The following is an 18,031-nucleotide window of genomic DNA, read 5'->3' on the forward strand; positions in this document are numbered from 1 at the left end:
AAATCTGTGGTAAATATATGCATTTTCTGTAATACTTAAAGGGAAATTCTAAAATATATTGTTGTTTAATCTTGTAAAGTCTGTCGGGAGGGCTGTGCATGTCCGGTTTGTGGAATTTTGGTGCACTTAATTTCCGGTTTGGTTTTAAAATATTTTGATTGAACGTCTTTTTGTAAAAAGTAAGAATGTATTAAAATATTAAATGATGTCCTGTGAACTAAAAACAATTCTAATTTGTTTTTATAGCGGCAAAGTATTTTTTAATTTTGCTCATCCAAAACAAATCTTTGATACATTCAGGATAAAACAATCATTTTATTTTTTTGCTTATGTTGATAACCATTACCATTCTCGTTCTTTCGGCTATCTTTTTTGTAAACGGTAAGGTACGTTCGGATCTTGTGGCACTATGTGCGTTAGTAGCTTTACTTATCTTTCAGATATTAACACCTGATGAGGCCCTTTCCGGTTTCTCCAATTCGGTAGTCATTATGATGATCGGACTGTTTGTGGTGGGTGGAGCTATTTTTCAGACAGGTCTGGCAAAAATGATTAGTTCTCGTATTCTTAAACTTGCAGGAAACAGCGAAATTCGCTTGTTTTTGCTTGTTATGCTGGTCACTTCTGCTATTGGTGCATTTGTCAGTAATACCGGTACGGTAGCATTGATGCTTCCTATTGTGGTTAGTCTGGCGATGAGTGCCAAGATGAATCCGAGCCGGTTGCTGATGCCATTAGCTTTTGCCAGTAGTATGGGAGGAATGATGACGCTGATCGGTACACCACCGAATCTTGTTATACAAAATACATTGACTTCCGCAGGTTTCGAACCGCTTTCTTTCTTTACCTTCTTGCCCGTAGGTCTTGTGAGTGTGGCAGTCGGTACACTGGTTTTGATGCCTCTTAGTAAGTGGTTTCTTTCTAAAAAAGGGCAGAAAGATGATAATAGCCGTTCGGGTAAGTCACTAAAAGAATTGGTAAATGAATATGGACTTTCGAGCAACCTGTTCCGTATGCAAGTGATAAAAGATTCGCTTCTTTTGGGAAAGACTATTCTTGATTTGGATATTCGTCGTAAATATGGACTCAACATTATGGAAGTCCGTCGTGGAGACGCCTCGCAACATCGTTTTCTGAAGACGATCACTCAGAAACTTGCCGAACCGGATACTATGTTGGAAGCGGAAGATATTCTGTATGTGTCTGGAGAATTTGATAAAGTACAACAGTTTGCCGAAGATTACTTGCTCGATATATTGGATGATCACGCTACGGAAGAGACGAAAAGTACTACCAATTCTCTTGATTTTTATGATATAGGTATCGCTGAAATAGTATTGATGCCTGCCTCTAGTCTGATTAACCAGACCATCAAGGAGTCCGGATTCCGTGATAAATTTAATGTGAATGTGTTGGGTATCCGTCGTAAGAAGGAATATCTGTTGCAGGATTTGGGGAATGAGCGGATTCATAGTGGTGATGTGCTTTTAGTGCAGGGAACCTGGAGTAACATTGCCCGTCTTAGTAAAGAGGATTCGGATTGGGTGGTGTTAGGACAGCCTTTGGCAGAAGCGGCGAAAGTAACTTTGGACTATAAAGCTCCCGTTGCCGCCTCTATCATGGTGCTGATGGTGGCAATGATGGTATTTGACTTTATCCCGATTGCCCCGGTAACAGCCGTTATGATAGCAGGTATTTTGATGGTTCTGACAGGATGTTTCCGTAATGTAGAGGCTGCTTATAAAACGATTAACTGGGAAAGTATCGTGTTGATTGCAGCTATGCTTCCTATGTCGCTGGCATTAGAGAAAACAGGTGCTTCGGAATATATCTCCAATACTTTGGTCAGTGGGTTGGGAGCTTACGGGCCTGTAGCATTGATGGCGGGTATTTATTTTACAACTTCATTGATGACTATGTTTATCAGTAACACGGCTACAGCTGTCCTGCTTGCACCGATTGCTTTGCAAAGTGCTATGCAGATTGGTGTTAGTCCGGTTCCTTTCCTGTTTGCAGTGACGGTGGGTGCAAGTATGTGTTTTGCTTCTCCGTTCTCTACACCGCCTAATGCGTTGGTAATGCCTGCCGGACAATATACTTTCATGGATTATGTGAAGGTGGGATTACCGTTGCAGATTATCATGGGAATTGTGATGATATTTGTGCTGCCATTGATTTTCCCATTCTGATAGATTATACCCTTATAACGTTTAAGAAACTGCCCTGTAATCCAGTCCGGATTTACAGGGCAGTTCTTTATATATGGGTGGAAGAGGTGTCAAAGGATGCCATATTTTGTGTATACAGACTATCAATAATTCCATCTGACAGTCCGATAGTAGGTACAATGATTCCGGTCGCTTTTACATAAGTAGCTACTTCCAGGAATATTTCCGCAGCCGGAACGATGACATCTGCCCGGTCCGGTTTTAGCTTATATTGTTTGATACGTTGCTCGGCAGGAAGAGTTTGCAATGCTTCGTAGATTTCGCGTAGCGATTCAACGGGTAGGAAAGAAGCCTTTTTATCTTTTTTGTCTGCCAGACGGAACAGTTTGTTGATGTTTCCTCCCGAACCGATGATGCTGATAGGTGCATATTCCGTGGCAAGCCCTGTCAGATCGGTATGTAAAGCCTCTCTTTCTTCTTCTTTCACCATGCCGCTGAGCATACGGACCGTGCCGATATTGTATGAGCGGGAGCTCTTCAGTTCTCCGTTGCTGATCAGATTAATTTCAGTACTACCGCCGCCGACATCTACATACAGGTAGTTCTGCCCGGAGGCGAAAAGCTGTTCGATGTGATTGTCGTACACGATGTGTGCCTCCTCCTGTCCGTCGATGATATCTACACGTATACCTGTTTTCTTAGCTATTTGTCGGACGATGTCTTTACCGTTCCGGGCATCGCGCATGGCAGATGTAGCGCAGGCACGGTAGTCTACCACATCATATATCTTCATCAACTGTTTGTAAGCTTTCATCAGGCGGATTAGCTTTTTCTCTTTTTCTGCGGAAATCACACCCATTGTGAAAGCATCTTCTCCCAGTCGTAAAGGGATGCGAATGAGTTGCACCTTACTCATTAGTTCGGGGGCATTTTCTTCGTTTACGCATTTTATCAGTAATCGTACGGCATTGGAGCCGATGTCGATGGCTGCATAATTCACTTTCTTCATACTAATCATAATGTATTCTTGTATTCTTTGTATAATTCTTCTTGTGAGCGGAAAAGTACGTTTGTCTTGTCTGCTTCGACGAAGGCAGGAGTGGAGCCTTTGCAAAGAGTGGAACGGAATCCTTTCCAAAGCCGATTTTCTCCCGTACCGTCTACTATGCGTCCTTTCGCTGTATCCCGGTATCCGTAACAGACGATTCGCTTTAAGTCTGCCTGTATCTCCTTATCATAGACCGGAGCCAGTACTTCAATGCGGTTATCCAGGTTTCGTGGCATCCAGTCGGCAGAACCGATATAGTATTTTTCGTCTCCGTCATTGGCAAAGATGAAAATACGGGAGTGTTCCAGATATCGGTCGATAATACCATTGATATGTATATTTTCGCTGATACCTGGGATACCTGTTACCAGGGAACAGTTACCGCGTACTACCAGCTCTATCTGAACTCCGGTAGCCGAGGCTTCATATAATTTTTCAATGAGTGCTTGATCGGTAATATGGTTCACTTTTGCCAGAATATAGGCTTCTTTTCCTTGTTCCTTGTTCTTAATTTCTTTGTTGATGAGGGCGATCAGTCGTTTACGCATGTCATTAGGAGAAACGAGCAACTCTTTGAAGTTGACAGGAGTGTACGGTTTTTCAATAAAGTCGAATACTGCATTTACTTCCCGGACGATAGGGCGATGGGCAGTCATAATTGTATAGTCAGTGTACATACGTGCGTTTCCTTCATGAAAGTTGCCTGTACTGACACAGGCAATATCTCCGTGGCGGGTACCGATGTGCACTAGCTTGGAATGGATTTTCAATCCTTCCACACCGAATATGACATGAATACCTGCATCCTGCATTCTTTTGCTCCAGTTGATGTTGGAAGCTTCGTCGAAACGCGCCAGCAGTTCGATGACTACCGTTACTTTTTTCCCGTTCTTGGCTGCGCAGATCAGTGCTTTTATCACTTTTGATTCTTTGGCCAACCGGTAAAGTGTCATTTTGATGCTTTTTACTTCTTTGCTGATAGCCGCTTCACGAAGCACACGGATGAAAGTATCAAAGCTATGAAACGGATAGTGTAATGAGCGGTCTTTTTGTCGGATCAGCGTCAGAAGGCTTTCCTTACCGTTTAGTTCCGGTTTGAAAATCGGTTCCCAGACGGGATACTTCAGGTCATTACGCCCGCATACCGGAAACTTCATCAGATCTTTGAAGTTATGATAACGTCCTCCTGCCACACGGGTATCGTTTTTGTCTACATTCAGCCGGTCAACTAATCTTTTCAGCAAATCTTTGGGTATCTGTTCATCATAAACAAATCGAATCGGTTCTCCTCTCTTGCGGCTTTTTACTCCTTTTGAAATCTTCTGAAGTACGCCTGTTCGCAGATCGCTGTCTATCTCCATTTCGGCGTCTTTGGTGAATTTGAAAGTATAAGCTTCGTAATCAGTGTACTTCATTCCGACAAAAATCATAGGCAGGCAATAACGGATCACATCATCGAGAAACATCAGATATGTTTTCCCGTCCGAATCCGGTAGTTGGATGAAACGTCCGAATTCTCCGGCTGGTAATTCGATAACAGCATAGTCTTTTTCCTTTATTTTTCCTGTTTCGTCTTTGCGAAGCAAACGGATAGCGAGATAGATATCCTCATCTGTCTGGTCGTCTAAAGGTCGGGCTCCATTGAGGAAAAGCGGATTGGTAGAGCCGTTCAGTTTATTTCGGTAGAAAGAGGTGATGAATGTTTTCTGTTCATCGTTCATCTCCGTTTCTTTGATTACATAGATATTCTCCTTTTTCAGTTCTTCCATGATGGAAGCGAAAGTATCTTCAAATTGTTCGTAGAAGCGATTGTGTAGTTTACTTATCTGTTTGAGTGTGCGTGTGGCGGTTTCCTGCTCTTTTAATATGTTCTTATCAGCATATTCTATGATTCGGTTCAGTGTGGCGACGCGGACACGAAAGAACTCGTCCAGATTGTTAGAATAGATGCCGAGAAAAGTCAGGCGTTCCAGAAGGGGTACTTCCGGACGGGCAGCTTCGAGGAGGATACGCTGATTAAAATACATCCAGCTGATGTCACGTTCTACATAAGGACACTTCTTTTTTGCTTCGCTTGATTTCATGATGAAAGACCTGTTTTTTTATTTTCTGCAAAAGTATCTAAGTGAGGTGTAATGGCTATAACGATTTTGTTACGAACTTATTACAATCTACGTTTGTTATTTTTATATATGGATAGAAACACTTATATTCGCAAAAGTATTGAAACAGACTTCGTTAAAAAATATAGAATATATGAAAACAATGAATTATTCTCTGATTCGCATTTTGTTTGCGCTTGTCATAGGTTTGGTGTTGGTGCTTTGGCCCAATGCGGCAGCTAGTTATATTGTCATCACGGTAGGGGTGGCATTTCTAATTCCCGGTGTAATCAGCCTTTTCGGTTATTTCGGACGGAAAAGACCGGAGAATGTCCCGGCTCCCCGTTTTCCGATTGAGGGGGTAGGGAGTTTGCTGTTCGGTCTTTGGCTGATAGTGATGCCCGAGTTTTTCGCAGATGTGCTGATGTTCTTGTTAGGTTTTATCCTGATTATGGGTGGAGTACAGCAAATAGCTTCTTTGTCGATGGCACGTCGATGGATGCCTGTTTCGGGAGCGTTTTATCTGATTCCTTCGCTGATTCTTATTGCAGGTATCGTTGCTCTGTTTAATCCGACTGGTGCCCGTAATACAGCATTTATAATCATTGGTATCAGTAGTTTGGTTTATTCGTTGTCTGAGTTGATAAACTGGTTTAAATTTACACGCCGCCGCCCTAAGAACCCAATTACACCTGATGATGAAGATATTGAAGATGCTAAAATTATAGAATAAAGGTCAGATTTCGGTTGCTATATAAAAAAGAAGAGGACTACCTCGCGGTACCCCTCCCCTGCAAACTTAAAACAACCAACAAAAGAAATAGATAATTTCAATTAAATGAGGAATGAAGAATTAGCTGTGCGTTTATCACAACCTGCATAGTAATTCTTCATTTTTAGTTCTTCATTTATATTATATGCTTATCTTACAAACAGTAACTCTCTGTATTTTGGGAGTGTCCACATTTGGTTGTCAACAATCAGTTCCAACTTGTCAATGTGATAACGGATCTCTTCCAATGCCGGCACGATTGTATCATGATAAGCGATAGCCTTTTCACGTTCACTCTCAATCTTATTTGCAACCTTACGCGCTTCGATCATGGCATCTACATGTTCCTTGATGAAGGCGGTGCGGTCAGCGATTTCTTCAATCAGTTCCAGGTTTTTGGCTGACAGTTTTGCTGCCTTTTCTGCCGGAAACAGGGATTGCATCTTGTAGACATTGTTAATCAGGTCTGTCTGATATTGAGTAGCTACCGGAATGATATGATTCATTGCCAGGTCGCCTAATACACGGGCTTCGATCTGAATCTTTTTGGTATATGTTTCCCATTTCACTTCGTTTCGAGCTTCGAGTTCCTTTCTCGTCATTACACCGATTGCTTCGAACATAGCGATGGTTTCCGGTTTCAGATAGTTGTCAAAGATGACAGGGACGCTTGTTTCACAATCCAGACCACGACGGGCAGCTTCTGCTTTCCATTCGTCGCTGTAACCGTTACCGTCGAAATGAATGGCTTTACATTCCTTGATGTATCCACGGATGATTTCAAGTATGGCAGAAACTTTCGGCTCTCCCTTTTCAATCAAGGCATCTACATCTTTTTTAAACTTCTTCAACTGGTCTGCTACGGCAGAGTTTAGGGCGATCATGGCAGAAGCACAGTTTGCTTCGGAACCTACGGCGCGGAACTCAAAACGGTTGCCGGTGAAGGCAAATGGGGAAGTACGGTTACGGTCTGTATTATCAATCAGCAGTTCGGGAATTTGCGGGATATCCAGTTTCATACCTTGCTTGCCGCTAAGACTGATCAGGTCATCCTTTGTGCTGTTCTCAATATGATCCAGCACTTGAGACAACTGTTTGCCTAGGAAAGAAGAAATGATTGCCGGAGGTGCTTCGTTAGCTCCCAGACGGTGCGCATTGGTAGCGCTGGAGATGGAAGCTTTCAACAGTCCGTTGTGATGATAAACTGCCATCAGGGTGTTGACGACGAATGTCACAAAACGCAGATTATCTTCCGGTGTCTTGCCCGGTCCCATCAATAAAATACCAGTGTCGGTACCCAGAGACCAGTTATTGTGCTTACCCGAACCATTTACTCCCTTGAATGGCTTTTCGTGAAGCAATACGCGGAAACCGTGACGACGGCTTACTTTACGCATCAGCGACATGATTAGCAGGTTATGGTCATTGGCCAGATTACATTCTTCGAAGATAGGAGCCAACTCGAACTGGTTTGGAGCCACTTCGTTGTGACGGGTTTTTACAGGGATACCCAGTTTGAGAGCCTCAATTTCGAGGTCTTTCATAAAGGCAGCTACGCGGGTAGGGATAGCACCGAAATAGTGATCTTCCAACTGTTGGTTCTTGGCACTGTCATGTCCCATCAGCGTACGTCCTGTCATGAGCAGGTCAGGGCGTGCGGCATACAGACCTTCGTCTACCAAGAAATATTCCTGTTCCCAGCCCAGGTAGGCAACTACTTTCTTCACTTCCGGATTGAAGTAGTGACATACGTCTACGGCAGCTTTATCTACGGCACGCAATGCTTTCAGTAATGGAGCCTTATAGTCGAGAGCTTCACCGGTGTATGCGATAAACACAGTGGGGATACAGAGCGTATCATCTACAATGAATGCAGGTGAGGAAGGGTCCCATGCGCTATAGCCACGGGCTTCGAATGTGTTGCGGATACCGCCACTCGGGAACGAAGAGGCGTCCGGTTCCTGTTGAACCAGTAGCTTGCCTGAAAACTCTTCCATCATACCGCCCTTGCCGTCATGTTCAATGAAAGCGTCATGCTTTTCTGCCGTGCCTTCGGTAAGCGGTGCAAACCAGTGTGTATAATGAGTGACACCCATTTCGACCGCCCATCTTTTCATTCCGGCAGCTACTTCGTCAGCTATGCTACGATCTAGGGGAGCCCCATTGTCAATAGCGTCAATCAGCGCATTGTACACCTTACTGGGAAGGTATTTGAACATCTTTTCTTTGTTGAACACATACTTGCCGAAATATTCCGAAGGACGTTCAGCGGGTGTCGGCACTTCAACAGCTTTCTTCTTGAACGCTGTTTCTACTACTCTGAATCTAAGTTTTGACATAATACCTAATTTGATTTGTTGTTAAATATGTTAGAGTAAAAAATTTAGTTATAAGCAGATTCTCCGTGTTCGTAAATGTCGAGGCCTTCTTCTTCGACACGTGCCGGAACTCGCAGACCATGAACCTTATCAAGTACTTTGAAGATGGTGAATCCCATACTTGCTGCCCATGCTCCGACTACTAATGCTCCGAAAATCTGTGCACCAAGGAAACCTGCTCCGTGTCCGTAGAATAAACCTTCACTGGTAGAAAATAGCCCCGTGAGAATTGTTCCCAGAAAACCGCAGACTCCATGTACGGATGAAGCACCGACAGGGTCGTCAATTTTCAATACCTTATCGATAAAGTCAACGGCGAGTATCATTACTACGCCACAAATAGCGCCAATCACTACTGCTCCTGTCGGAGATACTGCATCGCATCCTGCTGTGATACCTACCAGACCTGCCAAAACTCCATTTAGTGTCAGAGATAAGGATGGCTTGCCATACTTCATCCAGCTAACTACCAGCGCAAAGAAACCACCGGCGCAAGCGGCCAGGTTGGTTGTCAGGAAGACATGAGAGATTGCAATTGCATCCGCTTCAGTACTTGCAGCCAATTGTGAACCAGGGTTGAAGCCGAACCATCCGAACCAGAGAATGAATACACCTAATGCTGCGACTGTCAGATTATGTCCCGGAATAGCTTTTGATCTTCCGTCTTTTCCATACTTACCGATACGCGGTCCCAAAATAGCAGCACCTACCAGAGCAATCCAACCACCTACAGAGTGAACGACTGTTGAACCTGCAAAGTCATGGAAGGTGGTTCCAAAGAGATTCATCATGAAAGAGCCTTCTTCACCGTTCATCAGCCAACCACCTCCCCATGTCCAATGACCGGAAATTGGGTAAATAAGCACACTGATAAAGATTGTGTATACTAGATACATTGAGAATTTTGTACGTTCTGCCATTGCTCCGGACACGATGGTAGCTGCTGTTGCACAGAACACTGTCTGGAAAACAAGGAAACCTTCTTTGGGCAAATCGCTATCCAGAAAAGACAAGTTAAAGAAGTGAGGCATTCCGATGAATCCTCCTGCACCGAACATCAGCCCGAAGCCAATAAACCAATAGAGCAGTGAGCCGAACATGAAGTCTACAAAGTTTTTCATTAAAATATTGGCAGTATTCTTCACCCTTGTGAAACCGGCTTCGACTAATGCAAATCCCGGCTGCATAAAGAATACCAGCATTGCTGCAAGCAGCATCCAAACAGTATTTAATCCGAGTGCCAGCTCTCCAATTGTATCGGAAGCACTTATGGCAGCTTCTTCAGATGTTGTTGCTACTTTAACAGGGTCTGTCGCAATTTCAGTGATGGTCTCTGTAACCGCCGTAACAGTATCGGTGACAACAGTTTTTTGTGCGAAAACGCTCGTAGTGAGACAGCTGAAAATGAGCATAGCAGTAGCTATCCACAGCTTTACAGAGCTGTGCTTTTTATATATTGTATCCATAATGATTATCTTATTTAATACCTTTTTATTATGTTATAATCCGCAAGGAAACCTGATTCCGGCACCTTGCCGGTTGTTGGTTAGCGTTCTTGTTCGGCGTTATAGAGGGCAATGTCGCCTCGCTCGGCAGTGCGGATGCGGATGGCATCTTCGATGGGAATGACGAAAATACGTCCGTCGCCGATTTCTCCGGTTTGGGCGGCTTTGATGATTGCCTGTACCGTTTTCTCTGCGTTTTTGTCGCGTACTACAATCGAAATCAGGATACGTTCGATTGTACTGGTATCATATACAACTCCACGATAGATACGTCCTTGCCGTGCTTTACCGATGCCTCTTACATCATAATAGGAGAACCATTCGATATCTGCTTCAAGTAAAGCATCTTTTACGTCCTCGAATTTGGTTTTACGGATAATAGCTTCAATCTTTTTCATATACCTTAAATATTAGTGTGACTTGTAAAAAAAGAGGTATAGGGGGCAGCCATAGCAGGTTACCATACAACAAACCGATAAAATCTAAACTCTAACTACCTTTTCTATTCCCTATACACTCTTTAGATATAAAATTCTCTCTCTTAAAAACTTAATCCGAATGTGAAGTGAGCACCTTCCGTGCGTGGATTGACTGATACTTTGGCAAACGCCGGAACCGAGAAAGAATCAGTGACTTTGATTTCTTTGGTAGCTCCGAGGCTGATATCCGATACGCAGAATCCACTTGTATACCCATTATAAAAAGATGTTTCCCAAGGTACTATGCCTAAATCTACCATCCAGTCGAGTCCACCCAATTGGAAGGGTGCGCTTAGTGCGAGGTAGGATGAATAGGCTCTTTTCCCATTCCCTTTCACTCCGTCAGCTCCTGCAAAGTTGGTATACCAATTGACAGCCAGCGGACCAAAATCATATCCAATCTGTGCTTCAAAAACATGGGCGGTTGAATGAGCGCCATATTTGAAATACTTGTTGGTAGAATAGATCGTTTCTCCTTCATCGTCTACTCCTGACGGAACCTGAGTATTAAACCAGTAATCAGTGATCGAAACACTAAAACCATTTATTGAATAGCCGAGTGTTAAATCGAATTCTTTAGTGTCTGATGACTCAAATCCTGCTGATCCCCATACTCCGAGTGAAAAACCTTTGTAAGAGATTCCCAGTGAAGGTTGGATACTTACTCCACCCAGGTCCTGACCACGCCAGATATAACCGCTTACCAAATCTGCTCCTACAGAAGCTTCTACTTTATTTTGTGCCTTCATGGCGGATGGCACAATCCCCGTTAGTAATAATGCTACTATTATTACCCCCAATTTTTTGTTAATCGTCGTTTTCATCGTCTTTTTACCTTTAAAAGTTAGAAAAATGTGGATGTACGGTCCAGTGTTATATAGTAGCGCGCAAAATACTATCAGTTAAATGAAGAATTAAGAATGAAGAATCAGAAACAACAAGTTAAAATGATAAACTCAAAAGAACTATAGTCGAGATGGGGGTATCTCATACTGCAAAAAAATCTTCATTCTTCATTTCTAAAGCCAGTTTTTAATCCTTCTCATCGCTTCGATACAGTCGTTACGATCGCCGAAAGCTGTCAGTCGGATATATCCTTCGCCGCTGGGTCCGAAACCTACACCGGGAGTTCCGACTACGTTAGCTTCATATAGCATCTGTTCGAAGAATCGCCAGGAAGAGAGTCCGTTCGGAGTTTTCACCCATAAATAAGGCGCATTGACTCCGCCGTATACTTTCAGTCCGGTAGCTTCCAGTCCTTCTTTCATTATTTTTGCATTGGTCATATAATAATCAATCGTTTTTTTGATCTGTGCTTTTCCTTCTGCACTGTAGACTGCTTCCGCTGCCCGTTGAGTGATGTAGGAAGTGCCGTTGAACTTAGTACATTGGCGACGGTTCCACAATCTGTTGAGTGGAATACGTTCACCTTCCAGAGTGGCAGCGGTCAGTTCCTTCGGTACTACGGTGTAGCCGCAACGTACTCCGGTGAATCCTGCTGTCTTTGAAAAACTACGAAATTCGATCGCGCATTTCTTTGCACCTTTTATTTCGTATATAGAGTGGGGGACATCCGCGTCCTGAATATAGGCTTCGTATGCGGCATCGAACAAAATCAGTGTATCATTTGCCAATGCGTAATCTATCCACTTCTTTAGTTCCGGTTTCGTTAGTGTGGTTCCTGTCGGGTTGTTCGGATAGCAGAGATAAACAATGTCTATCCGTTTGTCGGGAATCTCCGGAATAAAGTTGTTCTCACTTGTGCAAGGCATATAGGTCACATTGCTCCATTTGCCTGTTTCTTCTTCCAGTATTCCGGCACGTCCGCACATAACGTTGCTGTCTATATATACCGGATAGATAGGGTCTGTGACACCGACACTGTTGTCATGACGAAGAATGTCTCCTATGTTACCTGTATCACTTTTTGCTCCGTCACTGACAAATATCTCCGATGACGAAAAATGGATTCCCCGGGGAGCAAAATCATTTTTTATAATGGTTTCAATCAGAAAGTCATATCCCTGTTCAGGACCATATCCGCGAAATGTATCTTTACTTGCCAGTTCTTCTACTGCCTTGTGCATAGCTTCGATACAGGCTTGGGGAAGCGGCTGGGTGACATCTCCGATACCTAACCGGATGATATCCTGTTTAGGGTGCGTTATTTTGAACGTATTTACCTTTTTCGCTATATCCGAGAATAAATAGCTTCCCGGTAGTTTTAAGAAATGTTCGTTTACTAATGCCATATTGTTATTGTTTTAAGTTTTGCTATATTCTTATCTTTAATTGATTGTTCGGAAACGCTTATTTCATCAGCCTATTTGGGTTGGCCGTTGTCTGCTTCTATTTCTCCATCGAAAACTTTGGTTGCCGGTCCTGTCATTAATATATGTCCCGAGGCTTCTTCCCATTCGATAGTGACAGTTCCTCCGTCCATTATAATATCGCTTTTTCTTCCTGCAAGTCCGTTGATACAGGCTGCTACTGCTGTTGCGCACGCACCTGTTCCGCAGGCTTGAGTTATTCCCGATCCTCTTTCCCATACTCTCATTCGTATGGTATCTTTCCCAATTACTTGGGCGAATTCTACATTTGTCCTGTCCGGGAAGAGATGATATTTTTCTAGCTCAGGGCCTATTTTCGGCAGATCGATCTGAGAGATATCTTCTACAAAAGTAACCAGATGAGGATTTCCCATTGATACTTGGGTAGACCGGAAAGGATATTCTTTTCCAAAACAGACTTCACCTGTTTCCAGTGGACTCCCCATATCTACCGTGACTGCGCTAACCGCTTTTCCATTTATATGTAGTTTCAGGATTTTAATACCTGACAATGTATCAAGGGTGATTTCTGTCTTATCCGTCAATCCGTACTCATATACATATTTGCCTACACACCGACTTCCGTTACCGCACATCATCGCTTCGGAACCATCTGCATTGAATATACGCATGCTGAAATCAGCTTTGTCAGAAGTACCAATCAATATAAGTCCGTCACTTCCGATTCCCGTATGGAATCTGCTCCATGCAATCGCCTTCTTTTCAGGATCTGCTATCGGATATCTGGTAGTATCTACATAGATGTAGTCATTTCCTGCCCCGTGCATTTTGGTAAATTTTATTGTATTTGTCATTTTGATCCTTATTTATTGATTGTTGTAACCTTTTGTTTTATTACAATGCAAAGATATGACTTTTTGCTTTATGTTTTAGTTGAAAGTATGTCTAATATCTATTTATTTTTATCAAACTTTCAATTGATTTGTATACAGGGATCTTTAGTGTTAATCTGAAATTTTACATGTGCTTATTTTGATAAATTATTATTTGGTGGATTCGTTTTGCATATCTTTTCATAATATATGAGGATTTTATAGTCAATTTCTCCTGTATATTACTATAAAAACAAGAAATGACTTCTTTTGGTTTTGACGATATGAAAGTGAATTTGCTTATTTGTATGACATATTGTTTATCGAATATGGAGAAGAACCTTTTTTATATATTCATTGTTCTCTTCCTAACAATAACATAATAAATGTAGGAGATATGGATATAGAGAAACAATTGGAAGTTGCCGCACAGAGCAATCATTTGGTATTGGTTGTGTTTTACGCTGACTGGTCGCCTCATTATGAATGGATAGGACCTGTGCTCCGCACTTATGAGCAGAGAGTGATAGAACTGGTAAATGTGAACATTGAAGGAGATAAAGCCGTAGCCGATTCATATAATATTGAGACGGTACCTGCTTTCCTCCTATTGCATAAAGGACATGAACTGTGGAGGCAAGTAGGTGAGTTGACGGTAGAAGAGTTGAAAGAGGTATTGGAAGATTTCAAATAGCTTCTATTGGGATTTTATGTAAAAAGCACCATCATGCATATTGGTTTACTGCATGATGGTGCTTAATATTGTTTTAGCTCTTAGAAATTTTCTGTGAGTGATTATTTTAGCATATCTTGTGCCACAATCGGTTCATTGGTCGTAATGAAATCCACCTTCTGGTCAATCAGCCACTTCATGTCTTCTGCTTTGTCTACCGTCCAGACATTGACTTTCAATCCGAGATCATGTGCTTCTTTGATCCATTCGGGATGTTTTTTGATTACTCCCATGTGGTAGTCAAGTCCGGCAGCGCCGAGGTCTTTCAGTTCTTTGGGAGATAGTTCTCCGTTGAGGTAGAATACCGGGGTTCCGGCAGGTGCCAGACGGATAAACTCTTTCATTGCGTGCAGCGAGAAAGTGATATATTCCATACGATCTTCCAGTCCCATCTTTTTCACCATGGCAAGGATTTCCTGTACGGCTTTTGTTTCACGTTTTTTGCTGTTATGCGCTTTCAGTTCAAGTATTAGCTTAGTATTGCATTTTTTGCCGGCTTCCAGATATTTTTGCAGGCTGGGCAGATTTTCTCCGTTTGATAGTTTCAATCCTGTAAGAGCATCTCCCTTGGAATATTCCATGTATTTCATCTTGTAGACAGGATCGTGGTTGACAACCAGCTTATTGTCTTTGGCAAGCCATACATCAAATTCGGAACCATAGCAATGTATAGAATCCGCCTTTTGCAAAGATGTGATGCTGTTTTGGGCAGAACCTGCTGTTTTCCAATAGCCACGATGAGCGATAACCTGTGACTTTTGTGCTTGAACGCTAGCTACTGAAATGATAAGGGCGGCCATTAGAATAATTCTTTTTATTTTCATTGATAGTACGTTTAAAGAGTTTATGAGTCCAAAAATATAAAAAATAAAACACAGATTAGCTTGTTATTATGCTAATCTGCGTTAATTGGCTGCTTTTATGCATAGAAATATAGACTTTTTATTCTTGACTTTACAAACTGATGAATAAACATTGGCCGATATCATCTATGGAGAAGATAATGACAACTAATCAGGAGTTTCATCATTTGAGCTTTTGATGATAATAGGGAAAGTGAAATGTTGATATTCCGGACGGTATTTCCCATTAATATATAAAACCTCCCAAGGATAGATTTCTTTTAGCTTCTTTTTGATGGCTGTTATTATCGGATGGCTCTGGTCTTCGGTCATGACTTTATCCAGTCGGATTTTGACATTGCTGTCTATATAGTGTCCGTCAGCGGATAAATCGAAATCAGATAAAAAGATAATATGTCTTTTTCCGCTTATTTCGGGGAACTTTTCCCAAGGGAAATGTGCCTGTAGACTATCTCTGATTTGTAATAGCTTGATCCCTTCCTTTCGGCTATTGTGATAAAACACTTTATCTGTGACAACACCGTCTTTGATAGTCAATACACACTCCTCCATGTAGTTTCTGTCGAAACCTCCGGCACCAAAACGTATAATATCACCCCGGCCTAACCGTACTTTTCCGCTAAACCAGGAAGCAAAGATTCCATCGTCTGTTTTATATTCACTAAAAAAAGAATCTATTCCCTTAACTTCTCTCTTTTCTGTGCTATGGTTTTCCGATATTTCAATAATGACCTTTTGAAGGTACAATTGATTATTCTTTATTTCCCAGACTCCTGTATATCCGTCCCAGTTTGCAGTCGTCCAATGTCGCTCTTTGGGCAAAAATTCTCTGAATTTAGTGTTATGTATGGAATCTATGTCAATCGGTTGGGCCAGCATATCCCATTTCACTCCGTCTATGAATAGTATTTCTGATTCTTGTGAAGTAGAGAATGCAGAAGTAATACTTAGCAAGGAAAAGATGCACCAGCACCATAAAAACTTAATGTTCATTTGTTTATTGAATGATAGATGATAAATATATTCTCAAAGGTATGAGTTTATTTCAGACATCTATCATTTTTCAACCGATTTATTTTATCCGTTCGTCATAAGCCTCTTCATGTATTCCTTTTACCGCTCTGCCGCTTGGCTCATTTAAATTTTTGAAAGCTGCATCCCATGCGAGTGCTTCTGCTGTGGAACATGCTACACTGGGTACGCTCGGTACGCTGCGTGCCGCACTTTCACTGGGGAAATACTCTTCAAAAATACTCCGGTAATAATATTCTTCCTTGTTCTGTGGGGTGTTGATCGGGAAACGTTCGGCTGCATGTTTCATCTGTTCGTCGCTGACGGCAGCAGCTGTCATTTCTCTTAATGTATCAATCCATGAATATCCTACACCATCGCTGAACTGTTCTTTCTGCCTCCATGCCACGCTTTCCGGCAACATGTCGGCAAAAGCTTCACGTACAATTCGTTTTTCGATCTCTTTACCGGGACACATTTTAGCCTTCGGATTCAAAGTCATTGCCACATCCAGAAATTCTTTATCCAGAAAGGGAACACGTCCTTCTACACCCCAGGCAGACAGACTTTTGTTGGCACGGAGGCAGTCGTACATGTGAAGTTTTGAGAGCTTGCGTACGGTTTCCTCGTGGAAAGCCTGTGGAGTAGGGGCTTTATGGAAGTAAAGATAGCCTCCGAAAACTTCATCGGCCCCTTCACCGCTCAGCACCATTTTGATTCCCATTGATTTGATAACACGTGCCAGCAAATACATAGGGGTAGAAGCACGTACAGTAGTCACATCATATGTCTCGATAAAATAAATGACATCCCGGATAGCGTCCAGTCCTTCCTGAACCGTATAATTAATTTCGTGATGAACCGTACCGATGTATTCTGCCACTTCACGTGCCTTGCTCAAATCGGGTGCCCCTTTTAGTCCGATAGCAAAGGAGTGGAGTTGAGGCCACCAAGCGTCACTTGCTCCGTCTGTTTCGATACGTTTTGCTGCATATTTCTTGGCGATAGCGGAAATGACGGAGCTATCTAGCCCGCCTGAAAGAAGGACTCCATAAGGAACATCACTCATCAACTGGCGATGAACAGCATCTTCCAATGCTTCTTTTACGTCATAGGCTTTGGCTCCGTTGTTTTTTACAACTTCGTAGTCTGTCCATTCACGGGTATACCAACGTTTCATTTTCCCCTCTTTACTATAAAAGTAATGTCCCGGGAGGAACGTCTCGTATTTTTCACAGAAGCCTTCGAGTGCTTTCAGCTCACTGCCAAAATAGATTTTTCCATCCTTGTCTTTCCCTATATATAAAGGTATGACACCGATAGGGTCCCGGGCAATCAGGAATTCGTCTTTTTCTTCATCATAAAGAACGAAAGCAAAGATACCGTTGATATCTTCCAGGAAATGAATGCCTTTATCTTTGTATAAAGCAAGGATTACTTCGCAGTCACTTCCTGTTTGGAAGTTGTATTTACCGGCATATTTTGCACGGATATCACGGTGGTTGTAGATTTCGCCATTTACGGCAAGCACTTGTTTGCGATCGGGAGAGTAGAGGGGTTGCCCGCCACTTTGCGGGTCAACGATGGAGAGACGCTCGTGTGTCAGAATGGCGCTTCCGCCTACGTAGATGCCACTCCAGTCCGGTCCGCGGTGACGGATTTTCTGAGCCATTTTCAGTGCTTTGCTTCTTAGTTCCTTAGTCTGAACTTTTATGTTGAGTATACCTGCTATTCCACACATAACTTTAAGTGTTTGGGGGTTATATAATATATTGTTTTCTCGCTATTCTTTTTAAATGGATTGGTTAT

14 protein-coding genes are annotated in these 18,031 nt (G+C 42.5%); 3 read left to right on the top strand and 11 right to left on the bottom strand.

Annotated elements, in window-relative coordinates; genetic code table 11:
* Positions 1–329 precede the first annotated feature (329 nt).
* Positions 330–2,189, top strand: coding sequence for an SLC13 family permease (locus BLW31_RS06200; protein ID WP_010538429.1), 1,860 nt, complete (start codon positions 330–332; stop codon positions 2,187–2,189).
* A gap of 67 nt (positions 2,190–2,256) precedes the next feature.
* Here the strand turns inward: BLW31_RS06200 and BLW31_RS06205 are convergent, their stop codons facing one another.
* Positions 2,257–3,186: a Ppx/GppA phosphatase family protein gene (locus BLW31_RS06205; protein ID WP_010538428.1), complete on the bottom strand. Its 930-nt coding sequence runs from the start codon at positions 3,184–3,186 to the stop codon at positions 2,257–2,259.
* Entirely contained in the window at positions 3,183–5,300 is a 2,118-nt protein-coding gene (locus tag BLW31_RS06210) for an RNA degradosome polyphosphate kinase (RefSeq protein ID WP_010538427.1), read from the bottom strand. Before BLW31_RS06210 ends, BLW31_RS06205 begins: the two co-directional genes overlap by 4 nt.
* Before the next feature lie 172 nt (positions 5,301–5,472).
* On the opposite strand from BLW31_RS06210, the gene BLW31_RS06215 reads away from it, so the two are divergent.
* Positions 5,473–6,051 (top strand): HdeD family acid-resistance protein, encoded by a 579-nt coding sequence (locus tag BLW31_RS06215; protein WP_010538426.1) that lies wholly within the window; start codon positions 5,473–5,475, stop codon positions 6,049–6,051.
* A gap of 188 nt (positions 6,052–6,239) precedes the next feature.
* On the opposite strand, the gene BLW31_RS06220 is transcribed toward BLW31_RS06215, so the two are convergent.
* From BLW31_RS06220 to dapF, 6 genes are all read right to left on the bottom strand, one after another.
* Entirely contained in the window at positions 6,240–8,429 is a 2,190-nt protein-coding gene (locus BLW31_RS06220) for a glutamine synthetase III family protein (protein WP_010538425.1), read from the bottom strand.
* A 44-nt stretch (positions 8,430–8,473) separates the two neighbouring features.
* Positions 8,474–9,934: an ammonium transporter gene (locus BLW31_RS06225; protein WP_010538424.1), complete on the bottom strand. Its 1,461-nt coding sequence runs from the start codon at positions 9,932–9,934 to the stop codon at positions 8,474–8,476.
* A gap of 80 nt (positions 9,935–10,014) precedes the next feature.
* Positions 10,015–10,371 carry a P-II family nitrogen regulator gene (locus tag BLW31_RS06230; RefSeq protein WP_010538423.1) on the bottom strand — a complete coding sequence of 119 codons (357 nt, stop codon included), beginning with the start codon at positions 10,369–10,371 and terminating at the stop codon, positions 10,015–10,017.
* A 143-nt stretch (positions 10,372–10,514) separates the two neighbouring features.
* On the bottom strand, positions 10,515–11,276 hold the full coding sequence (locus tag BLW31_RS06235; RefSeq protein ID WP_010538422.1) for a hypothetical protein: 762 nt from the start codon (positions 11,274–11,276) through the stop codon (positions 10,515–10,517).
* A 195-nt stretch (positions 11,277–11,471) separates the two neighbouring features.
* On the bottom strand, positions 11,472–12,704 hold the full coding sequence (locus BLW31_RS06240) for an LL-diaminopimelate aminotransferase (protein ID WP_010538421.1): 1,233 nt from the start codon (positions 12,702–12,704) through the stop codon (positions 11,472–11,474).
* A gap of 71 nt (positions 12,705–12,775) precedes the next feature.
* On the bottom strand, positions 12,776–13,597 hold the full coding sequence (gene dapF, locus BLW31_RS06245; RefSeq protein WP_010538420.1) for a diaminopimelate epimerase: 822 nt from the start codon (positions 13,595–13,597) through the stop codon (positions 12,776–12,778).
* A gap of 415 nt (positions 13,598–14,012) precedes the next feature.
* On the opposite strand from dapF, the gene BLW31_RS06250 reads away from it, so the two are divergent.
* Positions 14,013–14,309, top strand: coding sequence for a thioredoxin family protein (locus BLW31_RS06250; RefSeq protein ID WP_022301891.1), 297 nt, complete (start codon positions 14,013–14,015; stop codon positions 14,307–14,309).
* A 101-nt stretch (positions 14,310–14,410) separates the two neighbouring features.
* Here BLW31_RS06250 and BLW31_RS06255 read toward each other — a convergent pair whose 3' ends face one another.
* The 3 genes from BLW31_RS06255 to asnB all read right to left on the bottom strand — a co-directional run bounded on the left by BLW31_RS06255 (position 14,411) and on the right by asnB (position 17,963).
* Positions 14,411–15,148, bottom strand: a complete 738-nt coding sequence (locus BLW31_RS06255; RefSeq protein ID WP_010538418.1) for a glycerophosphodiester phosphodiesterase — start codon at positions 15,146–15,148, stop codon at positions 14,411–14,413.
* 210 nt (positions 15,149–15,358) lie between these two features.
* Entirely contained in the window at positions 15,359–16,204 is an 846-nt protein-coding gene (locus tag BLW31_RS06260) for a hypothetical protein (RefSeq protein ID WP_010538417.1), read from the bottom strand.
* Between the two features lie 79 nt (positions 16,205–16,283).
* Complete coding sequence (asnB, locus tag BLW31_RS06265) at positions 16,284–17,963, bottom strand: asparagine synthase B (protein ID WP_010538416.1); 1,680 nt, start codon at positions 17,961–17,963, stop codon at positions 16,284–16,286.
* Between the last annotated feature and the right edge of the window lie 68 nt (positions 17,964–18,031).

Origin of the sequence: Bacteroides faecis MAJ27 (genome assembly GCF_900106755.1) — a bacterium.
In the GTDB taxonomy this organism is placed as follows: domain Bacteria; phylum Bacteroidota; class Bacteroidia; order Bacteroidales; family Bacteroidaceae; genus Bacteroides; species Bacteroides faecis.

Excerpts from the sequence above, each read along its gene's own strand:
- BLW31_RS06225 (WP_010538424.1), bottom strand. The coding sequence starts at position 9,934 with ATGGATACAATATATAAAAAGCACAGCTCTGTAAAGCTGTGGATAGCT.
- BLW31_RS06250 (WP_022301891.1), top strand. The coding sequence starts at position 14,013 with ATGGATATAGAGAAACAATTGGAAGTTGCCGCACAGAGCAATCATTTG.
- BLW31_RS06200 (WP_010538429.1), top strand. The coding sequence starts at position 330 with ATGTTGATAACCATTACCATTCTCGTTCTTTCGGCTATCTTTTTTGTA.
- dapF (WP_010538420.1), bottom strand. The coding sequence starts at position 13,597 with ATGACAAATACAATAAAATTTACCAAAATGCACGGGGCAGGAAATGAC.
- BLW31_RS06240 (WP_010538421.1), bottom strand. The coding sequence starts at position 12,704 with ATGGCATTAGTAAACGAACATTTCTTAAAACTACCGGGAAGCTATTTA.
- BLW31_RS06210 (WP_010538427.1), bottom strand. The coding sequence starts at position 5,300 with ATGAAATCAAGCGAAGCAAAAAAGAAGTGTCCTTATGTAGAACGTGAC.
- BLW31_RS06205 (WP_010538428.1), bottom strand. The coding sequence starts at position 3,186 with ATGATTAGTATGAAGAAAGTGAATTATGCAGCCATCGACATCGGCTCC.
- BLW31_RS06215 (WP_010538426.1), top strand. The coding sequence starts at position 5,473 with ATGAAAACAATGAATTATTCTCTGATTCGCATTTTGTTTGCGCTTGTC.
- BLW31_RS06220 (WP_010538425.1), bottom strand. The coding sequence starts at position 8,429 with ATGTCAAAACTTAGATTCAGAGTAGTAGAAACAGCGTTCAAGAAGAAA.
- BLW31_RS06255 (WP_010538418.1), bottom strand. The coding sequence starts at position 15,148 with ATGGCCGCCCTTATCATTTCAGTAGCTAGCGTTCAAGCACAAAAGTCA.
- asnB (WP_010538416.1), bottom strand. The coding sequence starts at position 17,963 with ATGTGTGGAATAGCAGGTATACTCAACATAAAAGTTCAGACTAAGGAA.
- BLW31_RS06230 (WP_010538423.1), bottom strand. The coding sequence starts at position 10,371 with ATGAAAAAGATTGAAGCTATTATCCGTAAAACCAAATTCGAGGACGTA.
- BLW31_RS06235 (WP_010538422.1), bottom strand. The coding sequence starts at position 11,276 with ATGAAAACGACGATTAACAAAAAATTGGGGGTAATAATAGTAGCATTA.
- BLW31_RS06260 (WP_010538417.1), bottom strand. The coding sequence starts at position 16,204 with ATGAACATTAAGTTTTTATGGTGCTGGTGCATCTTTTCCTTGCTAAGT.